The organism is Thermobifida sp. (assembly GCF_017577275.1).
In the GTDB taxonomy this organism is placed as follows: domain Bacteria; phylum Actinomycetota; class Actinomycetes; order Streptosporangiales; family Streptosporangiaceae; genus Thermobifida; species Thermobifida fusca.
Window position 1 is genome coordinate 112,591 of sequence record NZ_PITY01000017.1, and the last position, 15,132, is coordinate 127,722.

Below are 15,132 nucleotides of genomic sequence, written 5' to 3' on the forward strand. Positions count from 1 at the left end.
GGGCACGACGACGATGACGTCCACGCTGGCCGCCGGCGGGTACGCGGCCACGACCGCGGCCGACGGCGGGGTACTCTCCTACGCCTGGCTCATGATCGCCCTGCCTCTGCTGGGCGCGGCCGTCCTGCTGCTGGGCGGCAAGCGCACCAACGCCTGGGGGCACTGGCTTGCCATCGCGGCAGCGCTCTCCAGCTTCGTCTGGGCGGTCCTGAGCCTCGGACAGCTTTTGGGACGCGCTCCGGAAGAGCGCAGTGTCACAGTCCACGTCTACCAGTGGATCAAGGTCGGCACCTTCGACATCGACCTGAGCCTGCTCATCGACCCGCTGTCGATGACGTTCGCACTGCTCATCACCGGTGTGGGATCGCTCATCCACATCTACTCGGTGGGCTACATGGCGCACGACGAGAACCGGAGGCGCTTCTTCGCCTACCTCAACCTGTTCGTCGCGGCCATGCTGGTGCTGGTCCTCGCCGACAACTACGCGGTGCTGTTCCTCGGCTGGGAAGGTGTCGGCCTCGCTTCCTACCTGCTGATCGGGTTCTGGCAGCACAAGCCGGCAGCAGCAGTCGCCGCCAAGAAGGCGTTCCTCATCAACCGGGTCGGCGACATCGGCCTCCTCGTCTCGATCATGCTGCTGTTCACCACCTTCGGCACGGTCACCTTCCACCCCGTGTTCGAGTCGGTGGACGGCGCCGGCCGCGGGCTCATGACCGCGGTGGGACTGCTGTTGCTGCTGGGCGCCTGCGGTAAGTCGGCGCAGCTTCCGCTCCAGGCGTGGCTGCTCGACGCGATGGAGGGCCCCACCCCGGTGTCGGCGCTCATCCACGCCGCCACCATGGTCACCGCCGGTGTCTACCTCATCGTGCGGTCCGGACCGATCTTCGAAGCCGCGCCCACTGCGCAACTGGTGGTCACGATCGTCGGTGCGGCCACCCTGCTCGCCGGTGCGATCATCGGGTGTGCCAAGGACGACATCAAGAAGGCGCTGGCCGGTTCCACCATGAGCCAGATCGGCTACATGACCCTGGCCGCCGGCCTGGGACCGATCGGCTACGCCGCCGCCATCGCCCACCTGGTCACGCACGGCTTCTTCAAGGCCGGGCTGTTCCTCGGCGCCGGGTCGGTCATGCACGCCATGAACGACGAAGTCGACATGCGCCGCTACGGCGGCCTGCGCACCGTCATGCCGGTCACCTTCGCCACCTTCGGCGTCGGCTACCTCGCCATCATCGGCGTGCCGTTCCTGTCCGGCTGGTGGACGAAGGAAGGCATCATCCAGGCGGCGTTCGACTCCGGCGGCCTCACCGGCCAGATCCTGGGCTGGGTCACCGTGCTCGGCGCCGGGCTCACCGCCTTCTACATGTCGCGGATCATGTTCCTCACCTTCTTCGGTACGAAGCGCTGGGCTAAGGACGCGAATCCGCACGAGTCCCCGGCTGTCATGACGGTCCCGATGATCATCCTGGCCATCGGCTCGGCGGCACTCGGCGCGGTGCTGGTGGTCAACTACACCCTCGCGAACTTCCTCGCGCCCGTGGTGGGGGCCCCCGCGCACGAGTTCGACCTGGTCCACATGCTGACCAGCCCGTACTCGCTGGCCACGCTGGTGCTCATGATCGTGGGTGTGGCGTACGCATGGGTGCGCTACGCCAACGACAAGGTCCCGGTCACGGCACCCAAGGGCAACTTCATCACGGTCGCCGCCCGGGAGGAGCTGTACGGCAACGCCATCAACGAAGGCCTGTTCATGCGGCCCGGCCAGCAGCTCACCAGGGCCACCGTCGCCTTCGACGACCACGGTGTCGACGGTGTCGTCACCGGGATCGCCCGTTCGGTCCGCGCAGCCTCGGAGAACCTGCGGCTCACCCAGACCGGGTTCGCCCGCAGCTACGCGCTGACCATGCTCTTCGGCGCGGCCGTCGTCGTGGTCACCACGTTGGGGGTGAACCTTGCGTAGACACCCCGACTCCCGCCGCACACCAGACCAGCAGGTGAGGATCTGAACCAATGACCATCCCCTGGCTGACACTCGCGATCGCGCTTCCCGCGCTGGGATCGCTGATCGTGGCACTCATTCCACGCGAGCGGGTGGAACTCGCCAAACGGGTCACCCTGGCCTGCACGCTGGTCGTGCTCGCCATTGTCGGCGCGATGGCGCTGAACTTCGACCCGAGCGGTGACCGCCTGCAGTTCACCGAGGTCCACCCGTGGATCGCGCGCTTCGGCGTGCACTACGCGGTGGGCGTCGACGGCATCGCGCTCACCCTGATCGTCCTGTCCGCGCTGCTGGTGCCGCTCGTGGTGCTCGCAGCCTGGAAGGAGCAGGAGGAAGCCGCAGACCGCGGCAAGGGCTACTTCGCCCTCATCCTGCTGCTCGAAGCGATGATGATCGGGGTCTTCGCCGCGATCGACGTCTTCCTCTTCTACGTGCTGTTCGAGGCCATGCTGATCCCGGTCTACTTCATGATCGGACGGTACGGCCGGGGCGAGGACCGCCGCTACGCCGCGATGAAGTTCCTGCTCTACAGCCTGGCGGGCGGGCTCCTCATGCTGGTCTCGGTGATCGGCGTGTACGCCTACAGCGCGCAGGCCGGCAACGGCACCTTCCTGTGGAGCGAACTGGCCGGACCGGAGGGGCTGCTCGCCGGTGTCGACACTGGCGCAGCCCGCTGGCTGTTCCTCGGGTTCTTCGTGGCGTTCGCCATCAAGGCCCCGATGTGGCCGGTGCACACGTGGCTGCCCACCGCGGCCGGCAGCGCCCGCCCGGGCACCGCGGTGCTGCTCGTGGGCGTGCTCGACAAGGTCGGCACCTACGGCATGCTGCGGTACTGCCTGGAACTGTTCCCCGGCGCCGCCAAGTGGTTCGTCTGGCCGGTGGTCGTCCTCAGCCTGGTCAGCATCATCTACGGCGCGATCGTGGCGATCGGGCAGAGCGACATGCTCCGCCTCATCGCCTACACCTCGGTGTCCCACTTCGGCTTCATCACGCTGGGCATCTTCGCGATGACCTCGCAGGGCCAGTCGGGTGCCGCGCTGTACATGGTCAACCACGGCTTCTCCACCGGCGCGCTGTTCCTCCTCGCGGGCTTCCTCATCGCCCGCAACAACGGTTCCGCGCAGATCGCCGACTACGGCGGCCTGCAGAAGGCGGCCCCGGTGCTCGCCGGAACCTTCCTCGTGGTCGGCCTGTCCAGCCTGGCGCTCCCAGGACTCTCCCCGTTCGTCAGCGAGTTCCTGGTGTTCGTCGGTACCTTCACGGTCCTTCCGGTGCCTGCGATCATCGCCACCATCGGCGTGGTCCTGGCCGCCCTCTACATCCTGTGGCTGTACCAGCGCACGATGACCGGACCGCTCCGGGAGAAGCTGGCAGGGGTGAAGGACCTTTCCGGTCGCGAACTGTGGGCCGTGGCCCCACTCGTCGCCGTCATCATCCTCTTCGGGGTCTTCCCGCAGCCGCTGCTGAACGTGATCAACCCCGCGGTGGAGCACACCATGCAGCAGGTCGATGTCAGCGACCCCGCTCCGGCGGTGGGTGTTGACCAGGCCAGCGGCCAGGAAGGAGCAGACGAATGATTCCGCTGAGCCTGTCGGAGACCACACTTCCGACAGTCACCACCCAGGCGCCCGACCTCGACTACTGGCTGCTGTCGCCACTGCTCGTGGTCTTCGCGGCCGGCGTAATCGGCGTCATCGTCGAAGCGTTCGTGCCGGCACAGCGCCGCTACAGCATCCAGACGGCGCTCGCCATGGTCGCGGTCGGTGTCGCCTTCGTGCTCACCCTCGTTCAAGTGGGTGCGCTGCCCGCCGACAGCGCGGGCCTCACCCTGGCCTTCGCCACCGTGGTGGTGGACCGGCCTTCCCTGTTCTTCCAAGGCGTCATCCTGGCGCTGGCACTGGCCAGCCTGCTGCTGATCGCCGAGCGGCGGGACGGGGAGAGCGCGTTCACCGGGCAGGCCGCCGCGGTACCGGGCAGTGAGGAAGAGCGGGCGCACGTGCTCGCCGGCAGCCAGCACACCGAGGTCTACCCGCTGGTGATGTTCGCGGTGCTGGGCATGCAGTTGTTCACGGCCGCGAACGACTTCCTCACCATGTTCATCGCCTTGGAGGTGATGAGCCTCCCGCTGTACCTGCTGTGCGGGCTGGCTCGGCGTCGCCGCCTGTTCTCCCAGGAAGCCGCGCTCAAGTACTTCCTGCTGGGCGCGTTCTCCTCGGCGTTCTTCCTGTTCGGCATCGCCATGGTGTACGGCTACGCGGGCGCGGTGGAGTTCGCCGCCGTCCGCGCGGCGGGAAGCTCCGGCGGGCTGATCGACGGCGGCGAGCCACTGCTGCTCATCGGTATCGCGATGATCGGCGTCGGCATGCTGTTCAAGGTGGGAACGGTGCCCTTCCACAACTGGAAGCCCGACGTCTACCAGGGCGCTCCCACCCCGATCACCGCGCTCATGGCCTCCGGCACCCTGGTCGCCGCGTTCGGCGCCATGCTCCGGGTGTTCTACGTCGCCTTCGGCACCGCGGTGGCGCAGTGGCGGCCCATGCTGTGGGTCGTGGCAATTCTCACCATGGTGGTTGCCGCGGTCATCGCGGTGACCCAGCGTGACATCAAGCGGCTTCTGGCCTACTCCTCGGTGGTGCACGCGGGCTTCATCCTCACCGCGGTCGTGGCGGCCAACGCCGACGGCCTGACCGGGGCCATGTTCTACTTGGCCGCGTACGGTTTCACCACCGTGGGCGCCTTCGCCATCGTCACCTTGGTGCGCAACCCCGACAACGGGGCCGAGGCTGGCGACCTGACCCAGTGGGCTGGGCTGGGACGCACCTCGCCGTTCCTGGCCGCCTCCCTGGGCCTGTTCCTGCTCGCCTTCGCCGGTATCCCCTTGACCAGCGGCTTCATCGGCAAGTTCGCGGTGTTCGAGGCGGCGGTGGCGGCTGGAGCGACCCCGCTGGTGGTTGTGGGTGTGCTCAGCAGCGCGGTGACCGCGTTCTTCTACGTGCGCATCATCGTGCTGATGTTCTTCGCGGAACCCGCGGAGAACGCCCCCCGCGTCCTGAAGCCGGGGATCCTCACCGGCACTACCGTGGGGCTCGGGGTTGCGGCCACCCTGCTCCTGGGTATCCTGCCCGGACCGGTGCTGGAGCATGTGATCCCGCAGCCGGCCGCGGAGACGAGCGAGGCGGTTGCCGCGGAGCACACCGCTGCAGATAGTCTCTTTGCTCGGTGAGCAGGAAAGCCTGACACCGGCTTTGGCCATGGATGCGGTGTCGGATAACTTCTGAATCGGTTTGTGTTCGTTTCGGGAGCGCGCGGTACTTCGCTTTCGTGAAGTATCGCGCGCCCTGCTGACAGGTGGAGCTTCAGGTGAGCGGTGCTGTCCCGAGCGGGTTTTTGACGCTGCCGAGTATTGACGAAACGCTCGCCCGGGAGATCCAGGCAGAGCTGGAGCAGGTCGAGAAGGTGCTCCGCGACGCGGTGGCCGAGAGCGACCCGCTGCTCAGGGAAGCAGCCTCGCATCTGCTGGAAGCCGGGGGTAAGCGCTTCCGCGCCATCCTGGTCCTGCTGTCTGCCCGCTTCGGCGACGCAACCAACCCCGACCTCGTCTCGGCCGCGGCCGTGGTTGAGCTGACCCACGTGGCCACCTTGTACCACGACGACGTCATGGACGAGGCCGAGCTGCGGCGGGGGAGTCCCAGCGCCAACCGGCGCTGGGGGAACACGATCGCGATCCTCACCGGCGACTACGTGTTCGCGCGCGCCTCCGAGATCCTCGCTGATCTGGGCACCGAGGCGGTCCGGCTGCAGGCGCAGACCTTCGGCCGTCTGGTGCGCGGCCAGATCCTGGAGACCGCGGGGCCCCGCCCCGGCGTCGACCCGATGAAGCACTATCTCGACGTGATCGCGGACAAGACCGCGTCGCTGATCGCTTCGTCGGCCCGGTTCGGTGCGATGGTCGGCAACGCCGACCCCGAGGTGGTGGAGACACTCACCCGGGCTGGGGACGCGCTGGGGATGGCCTTCCAACTGTCGGACGACATCCTGGACGTGGCGAGCGAGACCGAGGAGTCCGGGAAGACGCCCGGCACCGACCTGCGGGAGGGTGTGCTGACCTTGCCGATGCTGTACGCGCTGCAGGGCACCGAGCCCGAGCATGCGCGTCTGCGGTCTCTGCTGGGCCGTCCGTTGAACGACGAGGAGGCCGCGGAGGCCTTGGCTTTGCTGCGCGCCCACCCGGCGATGGACGAGGCGCGGGCGGACTTGGCAGCCTGGGGGGAGCGGGCCCAAGCGGAGCTGGCCACCCTGCCGGAATGCCCGGCCAAGACCGCTTTCCTGGCCATCTGCGACTATGTGGTCAACCGGAAGGGCTGATCCGGAGCCGTCCAGTCGGTCACTTTATGCCCTTTTCTAGGTATATGTCGGGCAATATCGCGGATCACTCCGGGGGAGCCGGGTAGCCGATCCCTAACCGCTGTCCTGCCGGTGCGGCAGCGCGGTGAACGGTCGCCTACGGCGCCGGCAACAAGGGAGTTGATTCGCATGGCACCCCGGCTTGGAATCCAGGAACTGATCGGACACAAGCTGATCGACCAGGACGGCCACAGTGTCGGCAAGATCGGACAGGTCTACCGCGACGACCAGACCCAAGAACCGACGTGGGTGACGGTCCATACCGGGATGTTCGGCCACCAGGAAAGCTTCGTTCCGCTGGTTGGAGCCGAGGTTACCGAGCAGGACTTGCGTGTCCCCTTCTCCAAGAAGATGATCAAGGACTCGCCCCGGTTCGAGACCGGCGGCCACCTCTCTCCGGAGCAGGAAGCCCAGCTCTACGAGCACTACGGGGTGCGGCCTAAGGTCCCGGGCCCGCGCGGCGACGTCGAGGGGGTTGCCGAGCAGGAGCGCGCCCAGCAGAAAGAGGAGACGTCCATGACGGTCTCCGAGGAGCGCGCCCGGATCGGTGTGGAACGGACCGAGAGCGGTCACGCCCGCGTCCACAAGACCGTGGAGCGCGAAGAGTTCGAACAGGACGTCCCGGTGCGCCGGGAGGAGCTCCGCATCGAGCGGGAACCCGTGACCGGTGAAGAGCAGGCCGCCGCGACGGACCGGATCGGCGAGCAGGATCAGGAGATCACCCTGCACGAAGAGCGTGCGGTGGTCGGTAAAGAAGAAGTCCCCGTGGAGAGGGTGCGCATCTCCAAGGAAGAAGTCACCGACACGGAACGGGTGAAGGGCGAACTCCGCAAGGAGCACCTCGAAGTCGAAGAGGAGGAAGAGGAAGGACCGTGAGCGTCCCCCTGTGAAAGGGGACGCCGCGGACGGGCGGCTGCCGCCTCAAAGGCAGCCGCCTTTCCCGTCTCAACTAGCCGCAGTTTCCTCGGCTTCCTCAGCGACAGGGGCTGACGGGGCAGGGCGGGGGGTGTGGCGTGCGTGGCGGAGCATGTCGACGACGAACACCACGAGCGCGGTCCACACCACGGCGAACCCGATCCACCGGCCAAGTGACAGGTCCTCCCCGAAGACCAGCCAGGCGATGAGGAAGTGCATCACCGGAACCATGAACTGCAGCAGCCCGACCAGGGTCAGCGGGATGCGGTGCGCTGCCGCGCCGAACAGCATGAGCGGCGCCGCGGTCACCACTCCGGCGCCCACCAGCAGCAACGCGTGGAGGGGGGAGACCGAGGTGAAGGTGCCGGTACCGGTCACTTCCAGGTAGACCGCGCCGCCCAGCGCAGGCAGGAACAGGACCGCGGTCTCCGCGCTGAGGCTCTCCACCCCGTCCAAGCCCACGAACTTCTTCAGCGCGCCGTAGACGGCGAAGGAGAACGCCATGGCCAGCGCCAACCAAGGCAGGGAGCCGTAGTCGACGGTCAGCACGGCTACGGCGAGGACGCCGAGCAGCAGTGCGGCCCACTGGCCTGGGCGCAGCCGCTCTTTGAACACCAGCAGCCCTAGCGCCACGCTCACCAGCGGGTTGATGAAGTAGGCGAGTGCCGATTGCAGGGTGTGCCCGGTCGTCACGGCGGTGATGAAAGCGCCCCAGTTCAGGGAGATGAGTGCGGCCGAGGCGAGGAGCAGCAGCAGGCGCCGCGGGCTCCGCAGCACGCCGCGGATCCACTGCCAGTTCCGCTGCACCAGCAGCACCACGAGCGTGACAACCAATGACCAGATCATCCTATGTAAGAGGACCTCAAAGGCCGTGGCAGGCGGGGTCAGCAGCGGCCAGTAGAGCGGCAGAAAGCCCCACATGAAGTACGAACTGGCGCCATAGAGCACACCCTTGCGGAAATCAGACATAGGGGTCAGATTACGAGAAAGATTCGCCGCGTTGTATCCGAACGACCGCCATCCAGCGCAGATAGCCTGAAACTATGTTCGGTTTTGTGAAGACAGACATGGTCGACCCGGCCAAGGCGTTGCCCGGCCGCGACACGCCGATGCCGGTCCCGGAACGCCACGAAGTGCTGGGCACCCCGCTTGCTCCGCCCTACCCGGAACACGCGCAGCTCGCCGATTTCGGCATGGGCTGCTTCTGGGGGGTGGAACGCATCTTCTGGCGGCTGGGAGCCGAGAACGGCATCATCACCACGGCCGCCGGGTATGCGGGCGGCTACACCCCGAACCCCACCTACGAAGAGGTCTGCACCGGCCGCACCGGGCACGCCGAAGTAGTGCGGGTCGTGTTCGACCCCGAACGCATCTCCTACACCGACCTGCTCAAGGTGTTCTGGGAGAACCACGACCCCACCCAGGGCATGCGCCAAGGCAACGACGTGGGCACCCAGTACCGGTCGATCATCCTCTACCACAACGAGGAGCAGCGGGCCGCCGCGGAAGCCAGCCGGGACGCCTTCCAGCCGGTGCTGACCCGAATGGGATACGGGCCTATCACCACCGAGATCGTTCCAGCCACCCCGTTCTACTTTGCCGAGCCCTACCACCAGCAGTACCTGTCAGAGGCGAAGAACCCCCACGGCTACTGCGGGGTGAGCGGGACCGGCGCTACCTGCCCGGTCGGTGTGGCCCGCACCAGCGGGTGAGGCCCGCAGGGTCGAGCGCCTCACGCAGCACACCCGGCACACCAGGGACCTCACCCGGACACGGTGCAGCGGCGCAGGCGAGGCACGCTTCGAAGATGCCAGCGCCCACAGGGGGAAGGACGCATCAGGGAACGCCGATGTGACACGGCGGGCATGGGCGGGCTGTCGCCGCGCTCGCAACGCCGCGAAACCCGCGGCGCAGGGGGCGGGAAGCGCCTGATACCTGGCCTGGACGACAGGCGGGGCCCGTGGCAGGCCTGTCCGCCGCGGCGGGACAGGGCCGGGTCAGACCCTGTCCCCTCCGCAGCTCACCACTGCTGCTGGCCGTATCCGGGGTACTGCTGGCCATACGGGTAGGGCTGCTGGCCGTAGCCCTGCTGCCCGTAGCCCGGGTACGGCTGCTGGCCGTAGCCCTGCTGCCCGTGCGGGTACGGGTAATTGGCGTACGGGTCTTGCTGGTAAGGCTTCTGCTGGCCCGTGTGCGGCTGCTGCTGGCCCGTGTGCGGTTGCGAGGCCTGCTCCGCGGCAGCCTGCTCCTGCTCGGCTTGCGGCTTAGCTTCCTCAGCGGGACGGAAGATGCACAACTGGGCGGGGTCCCCGTTGCTGTCCTGGCTGTAGGAGATCTGGTCCAACCGCCATCCGGCTTCCTCGATCCCCTCAAGGATGCGGGTCAACCCGGGGCGGACGCTGCTGGAAGGCTCGTCGTAGGCGTTGACGCGCAGTTGCACGACGAACATGCGCCGCTTCTGCTGCGCCGCCACCTTGGCGTGCTCGACGACAGTGCTGTCCCTCACAACCTGTGTGACGCCCATCTCTACCGTCCCCATCTGCCCTTGACGGGCGGTGCTCCACGTCCGTCACCCTCCCCGCTCTGAGTGCGGAGAACGCGGACTACCTCACCATGATGCCTTTTCTGCCTTTTGAGAGCCACCAGAGAGCCCGAGAGTTCGCAGCAATTACCGCACCCGCTTGCTACCGGCTCACCGCAGCGACCGCTTCGCTGATCGGCGTTTCCCCGCCAACCACTTCCAGCACTTTGCCGATGGTGCCGGGCGCGTCCAAGAGCGCCACGAGGACCGCAGCCACGTCGTCCCGCGAGATCGTGCTCCGCCCCACTCCGCTAGGAGCCAGCCGGACCTTCCCCGTGCCCGGGTCGTCCGTCAACCGCCCCGGACGCAGAATCGTCCAGTCCAACTGCTCGCTTCGCCCGCGCAGATCGTCGTCGGCGGCTTTCTTCGCCCGCAGGTAGGCTGCCCACACCGGGTCCGCATCCGGAGCAGGCCCCTCGTCCACGCCCATCGCGGAGATCATGAGGAAACGACGGGCCCCCACCAGAGACGCCGCGTCAGCCGTCAGAATCGCGGCAGCCCGGTCCACCGTGTCCTTGCGCGCGGCCCCGCTGCCCGGGCCAGCCCCGGCAGCGAACACGACCGCGTCCGCACCCATCATCTTCTCCGCCACCTGGGTGACGGTGGTCGCCTCCAAGTCGATGACGACCGGTTCCGCGCCGGCCGCCCGCACATCGTCGGCATGGTCAGGGTTACGGATAAGGCCCACCGGGGTGTCGCCGCGCTGGGCCAGCAGCCGTGCCAACCGCAGGGCGATCTTGCCGTGTCCTCCAGCGATGACAATACGCATGACCGAAAGGCTAGTACGCGGCATGGCGCACTCGACGGCATCCCCGGCACAGCAGGCGGGCACGGCCCTCTAAACGCCTGTGGGCGCGCACCGCACGGATGCGCGCCCACACACGGGAAACCGCGACTACTTGATGGTCCAGGTGTCGCTTCCCGCGAGGAGCTCCATCAGGTCACCCTCACCCTGCGTGGCCCGGGCCTGCTCGATCTGCTCGGCCATGGCCTCCTCGTAGGTGGGGGCCTCCACGTCACGGAACACGCCGATCGGCACGTGTTCGAACGCGGGTTCGTCCAGTTGGGCCAGAGCGAACGCGTAGGAGGGGTCAGCCCGGTGGGCGTCGTGCACCACGAGCTGGTCCTCGCTCACGTCAGCAAGGTCGACCACGGTCAACCGGCCGTACTCCCCGAAGACCACGCCCCGGTCCTCGCCGATCTTCAACGGCTGGCCGTGCTCCAGGCGCAGCACCCGGTTGTCTCGCTCGCCAGGCTCCTTCACGAGGGCGAACGCGTCGTCGTTGAAGATCGGGCAGTTCTGGTAGATCTCCACGAAGGAGGTCCCCGGGTGGTCCGCGGCGGCGCGCAGCACCTCGGTCAGGTGCTTGCGGTCCGAGTCCACGGTGCGCGCCACGAACGTCGCCCCGGCACCCAGCGCCAACGCCACCGGGTTGAACGGGTTGTCCAGCGACCCCATCGGCGACGACTTGGTGATCTTGCCCGCCTCAGAGGTGGGCGAGTACTGGCCCTTCGTCAACCCGTAGATCCGGTTGTTGAACATCAGGATGTTGAGGTTGACGTTGCGGCGCATCGCGTGGATGAGGTGGTTGCCGCCGATCGACAGGGCGTCGCCGTCACCGGTGACCACCCACACGCTCAGATCCGATCGGGAAGCCGCCAGCCCGGTAGCGATGGCCGGGGCGCGCCCGTGGATCGAGTGCATCCCGTAGGTGGACAGGTAGTAGGGGAACCGGGACGAGCAGCCGATACCGGAGATGACCACGATGTTCTCCCGCGGCACTCCCAGCTCGGGCAGGAAGCCCTGGAAGGCCGAGAGGATGGCGTAGTCACCGCACCCGGGGCACCAGCGCACCTCCTGGTCGGACTTGAAGTCCTTCATCTTGTAGGTGGTGTCGCTGCGCGGCACCAGCTTGAGACCGCGGAACACGGCTCCGTTCTTCTCACTCGGCACGGTCGATGACCTCCTGGAACACGCCCGCCAGTTCGTCGGACTTGAACGGCAGACCACGCACCTTGGTGTAGCTGATGACGTCGACCAGGAACCGGCTGCGCAGCAGCAGAGCCAACTGGCCCATGTTGATTTCAGGCACCACCACCCGCTCGTAGCGCTTCAGCACCTCGCCCAGGTTGGCGGGGAAGGGGTTGAGGTGGCGCAGGTGGGCGTGGGCGATTTTGGCCCCGGTCCGGCGGACCTGGCGCACCGCAGTCGCGATCGACCCATAGGTGCCGCCCCAGCCGAGCGCGAGCACGGTGGCGTCACCCGTGGGGTCGTCCACCTCGAGCGGTTCGATGTCGCGCGCAATCCCGTCGATCTTGGCCTGGCGGGTGCGCACCATCAGGTCGTGGTTGGCCGGAGCGTACGAGATCTCACCGGTGCGGTCGCTCTTCTCGATACCGCCGACCCGGTGCTCCAAGCCCGGCGTGCCCGGCACAGCCCAGGGACGGGCCAAGGTTTCCGGGTCGCGCAGGTACGGCAGGAACTCGCCGTTCTCGCCGTTGGGCTCCCGGGCGAACGCCACCTCCAGCTTCGGCAGCTCCGAAAGCTCGGGGATCCGCCACGGCTCCGAACCGTTGGCCAGGTAGCCGTCGGACAGCACGATGACCGGCGTGCGGTACTTGGTGGCGATCCGCACTGCCTCGATCGCGATCGCGAAGCAGTCGGAGGGCGAACGCGGCGCCAGCACGGGCAGCGGCGACTCGCCGTTACGCCCGAACATCGCCATGAGCAGGTCGGCCTGCTCCGTCTTGGTCGGCAGGCCCGTGGACGGGCCGCCCCGCTGCACGTCGATGATCACCAGCGGCAGTTCAGTCATCACCGCGAGGCCGATCGTCTCGGCCTTCAGCGCCATACCGGGACCCGACGTGGTGGTGACCCCCAGAGCGCCGCCGAAGGACGCACCCAGTGCGGCACCCACACCCGCGATCTCGTCCTCGGCCTGGAATGTGCGCACACCGAACCGCTTGTGCTTAGACAGTTCGTGCAGGATGTCCGAGGCCGGAGTGATCGGGTAGGAGCCGAGGAACAGCGGCAGACCGCTCAGCTTCGACGCGGCGATCAACCCGTAGGACAGCGCCAGGTTCCCGGTGATGTTACGGTAGCGGCCGGCGGGCAGGGCTGCCGGTTTGACCTCATAGGAGACCGCGAAGTCCTCAGTGGTCTCGCCGAAGTTCCACCCCGCTTTGAACGCCGCGATGTTGGCGTTCATGATCTCGGGCTTCTTCGCGAACTTCGTCTGCAGGAACTTCAGGGTGCCCTCGGTCGGACGGTTGTACATCCACGACAGCAGCCCCAGAGCGAACATGTTCTTGGCTCGCTCGGCGTCCTTCTTAGAAATGTCGAAGGACTCCAGCGCCTTGACCGTCAGCGAGGTCAACGGCACCGGGCTGACTTTGTAGTCGGCCAGGGACCCGTCTTCCAGGGGGTTGGTGGTGTAGCCGACCTTGGCCAGCGCGCGTTTGGTGAATTCGTCGGTATTGACGATGATGGTGGCGCCCTTGGGCAGGTCTTCCAGGTTCGCCTTCAGCGCCGCCGGGTTCATCGCGACCAGCACGTCGGGTGCATCACCCGGGGTCATGATGTCATGGTCGGCGAAGTGGAGCTGGAAGCTGGACACACCGGGCAGGGTCCCAGCCGGGGCGCGGATCTCCGCCGGGAAGTTCGGCAGGGTAGATAGGTCGTTGCCGAACGACGCGGTTTCCTGAGTGAACCGGTCGCCGGTCAGTTGCATACCGTCACCGGAGTCTCCGGCGAAACGGATGATGACACGGTCGAGTTGTTGGATCTCTTTGGGCACTGAGATCGCCGACCTCCTAAGGAAGTCGCCACGCTGCACGCGGCGGCTTGGGGTTGCCTCAGTCTCACCGTGGCGAGGAGTGGCTGGGTTCGTCACGGCTCAGTCGCTGTCCCGGGGTGAAGGGTCACCCCAAGTGCGGTCGGCGACGCTGCCGTGGCCGCACTTGCCTTCTAGGCTTCGGAGGAGAAGCCTACGCGTACCGGGAACAGAGACATGTCACAAGGATGGGGGTTGGGGGTGGCGGGCCAGGTCGATGGCGCCGTCTTCGGCTGTGGCCCCGGTGTCAGGGGCGACACAGACCGCCGTTGATCCTGAGCAGGTCCACATGCCGTCGCCGGACGAGGGTGCACCCGCTGCTGGGACGACGAGTAGTGAAGATCACAGAAAAACTATAGATGATCATAGTTTGCGCGTTGGGGGTGGGGTGGGCAGAAAGACGCCCCTTCCTCCCCTGGTCCGGGGAACGTCGCAGCAAGGTCTGGACGTTGGTCACGGTGTACTGACCGAGCAGGTGGGCAGGGCCATCCGAGCATGGAGGGGAGTGGGCGTGCGGCACAACGCGCTCCGCGCAACAGCGCTCGTGGTCGGTCTCTCCATACTGCTGATCATCCTAGGGTGGGTGTGCGGAGGGATCACCGGAATCAAGCTGGGGATCGTCATCGTCGCCCTCGTCAACGGCCTCATCTACCTCTTCGGCGACACGATGGCGCTGCGGGCGATGCATGCCCGCCCCGTCAGCGAAATCGAACAGCCCGAGCTGTATCGGATCGTCCGTGAGCTCGCCACCGAGGCACGCCAGCCCATGCCTCGGCTGTACCTGTCGCCCACGAAAGCCCCCAACGCGTTCACCACCGGGTGGAACCGCCGCCGCGCCGCACTGTGCTGCACCACCGGGCTCCTGTCCCTCCTCAACGAGCGCGAACTCCGCGGGGTCATCGCGCACGAACTCACCCACCTGCGCAAAGGCGACACCATCGTGGGTACGGTCGCCGCAATGCTCGCGTTGAGCATCACGTCCCTCACCGCGCTGTCCCTGCTGCTGCCTTTGGCCGACTCTGACGACGAGGACGGGCACGACCTGCTCCAAGGACTGCTCTTCCTCGTGGTCGGCCCGATCGCCGCCGCGGTCATCCGCGCCGCAGTCGGCCGCGCCCAAGAATACGCGGCGGACGAGGCGGCTGCCCGCCTCACCGGGGACCCTATCGGCTTGGCCAACGCCCTGCACCGGATCGAAGTCGTCTCCCGCGTCCACCCGCTCCCCGTGCACCGGGGGCTGCTCACCTCGGCACACTTGATGGTCGCCCACCCCTTCGCCGGCCAGCGGGAAGGGCGGATCTTCGCGGTGCACCCGCCGACCCGGGAGCGCATCCGCCGGCTCCATGCCCTCGCTCAGCGGTGGAACTGTGAATAACTCGGGGTGCCCGAGCCGGTGCACT

General features: G+C 67.2%; 12 protein-coding genes. 7 read left to right on the forward strand and 5 right to left on the reverse strand.

What is annotated here, in order from left to right; genetic code table 11:
• The first annotated feature begins 13 nt into the window (after positions 1-13).
• The 5 genes from nuoL (at position 14) to CW348_RS03840 (ending at position 7,279) form a co-directional block, all read left to right on the forward strand.
• Positions 14-1,960: an NADH-quinone oxidoreductase subunit L gene (gene nuoL, locus CW348_RS03820; protein ID WP_104612668.1), complete on the forward strand. Its 1,947-nt coding sequence runs from the start codon at positions 14-16 to the stop codon at positions 1,958-1,960.
• Between the two features lie 50 nt (positions 1,961-2,010).
• Positions 2,011-3,576: an NADH-quinone oxidoreductase subunit M gene (locus CW348_RS03825; protein WP_011293106.1), complete on the forward strand. Its 1,566-nt coding sequence runs from the start codon at positions 2,011-2,013 to the stop codon at positions 3,574-3,576.
• Positions 3,573-5,222 carry an NADH-quinone oxidoreductase subunit NuoN gene (gene nuoN, locus CW348_RS03830; protein WP_104612669.1) on the forward strand — a complete coding sequence of 550 codons (1,650 nt, stop codon included), beginning with the start codon at positions 3,573-3,575 and terminating at the stop codon, positions 5,220-5,222. The genes CW348_RS03825 and nuoN overlap by 4 nt, the downstream gene beginning before the upstream one ends.
• A 137-nt stretch (positions 5,223-5,359) precedes the next feature.
• The gene (locus CW348_RS03835; protein WP_011293104.1) at positions 5,360-6,364 is read left to right on the forward strand and encodes a polyprenyl synthetase family protein; all 1,005 of its coding nucleotides are present in this window, start codon (positions 5,360-5,362) and stop codon (positions 6,362-6,364) included.
• 168 nt (positions 6,365-6,532) lie between these two features.
• Positions 6,533-7,279, forward strand: a complete 747-nt coding sequence (locus CW348_RS03840; RefSeq protein WP_011293103.1) for a YsnF/AvaK domain-containing protein — start codon at positions 6,533-6,535, stop codon at positions 7,277-7,279.
• A 69-nt stretch (positions 7,280-7,348) separates the two neighbouring features.
• Here the strand turns inward: CW348_RS03840 and rarD are convergent, their stop codons facing one another.
• A complete protein-coding gene (rarD, locus tag CW348_RS03845) occupies positions 7,349-8,287 on the reverse strand; it encodes an EamA family transporter RarD (RefSeq protein ID WP_011293102.1) in 939 nt (312 codons plus the stop codon).
• Positions 8,288-8,361: 74 nt separating this feature from the next.
• Between rarD and msrA the strand changes: the two genes are divergently transcribed.
• Positions 8,362-9,030, forward strand: coding sequence for a peptide-methionine (S)-S-oxide reductase MsrA (msrA, locus tag CW348_RS03850; RefSeq protein ID WP_011293101.1), 669 nt, complete (start codon positions 8,362-8,364; stop codon positions 9,028-9,030).
• A gap of 308 nt (positions 9,031-9,338) precedes the next feature.
• Here the strand turns inward: msrA and CW348_RS03855 are convergent, their stop codons facing one another.
• The 4 genes from CW348_RS03855 to CW348_RS03870 all read right to left on the reverse strand — a co-directional run bounded on the left by CW348_RS03855 (position 9,339) and on the right by CW348_RS03870 (position 13,696).
• A complete protein-coding gene (locus CW348_RS03855) occupies positions 9,339-9,842 on the reverse strand; it encodes a hypothetical protein (protein WP_287462819.1) in 504 nt (167 codons plus the stop codon).
• Positions 9,843-10,002: 160 nt separating this feature from the next.
• Complete coding sequence (locus CW348_RS03860) at positions 10,003-10,668, reverse strand: SDR family oxidoreductase (RefSeq protein ID WP_016189253.1); 666 nt, start codon at positions 10,666-10,668, stop codon at positions 10,003-10,005.
• 126 nt (positions 10,669-10,794) lie between these two features.
• Positions 10,795-11,853 (reverse strand): 2-oxoacid:ferredoxin oxidoreductase subunit beta, encoded by a 1,059-nt coding sequence (locus tag CW348_RS03865; RefSeq protein ID WP_016189252.1) that lies wholly within the window; start codon positions 11,851-11,853, stop codon positions 10,795-10,797.
• A complete protein-coding gene (locus CW348_RS03870) occupies positions 11,843-13,696 on the reverse strand; it encodes a 2-oxoacid:acceptor oxidoreductase subunit alpha (RefSeq protein ID WP_104612670.1) in 1,854 nt (617 codons plus the stop codon). The genes CW348_RS03865 and CW348_RS03870 overlap by 11 nt, the downstream gene beginning before the upstream one ends.
• Before the next feature lie 547 nt (positions 13,697-14,243).
• Here CW348_RS03870 and CW348_RS03875 point away from each other — a divergent pair.
• On the forward strand, positions 14,244-15,107 hold the full coding sequence (locus CW348_RS03875) for a M48 family metalloprotease (protein ID WP_016189251.1): 864 nt from the start codon (positions 14,244-14,246) through the stop codon (positions 15,105-15,107).
• Positions 15,108-15,132: the final 25 nt, after the last annotated feature.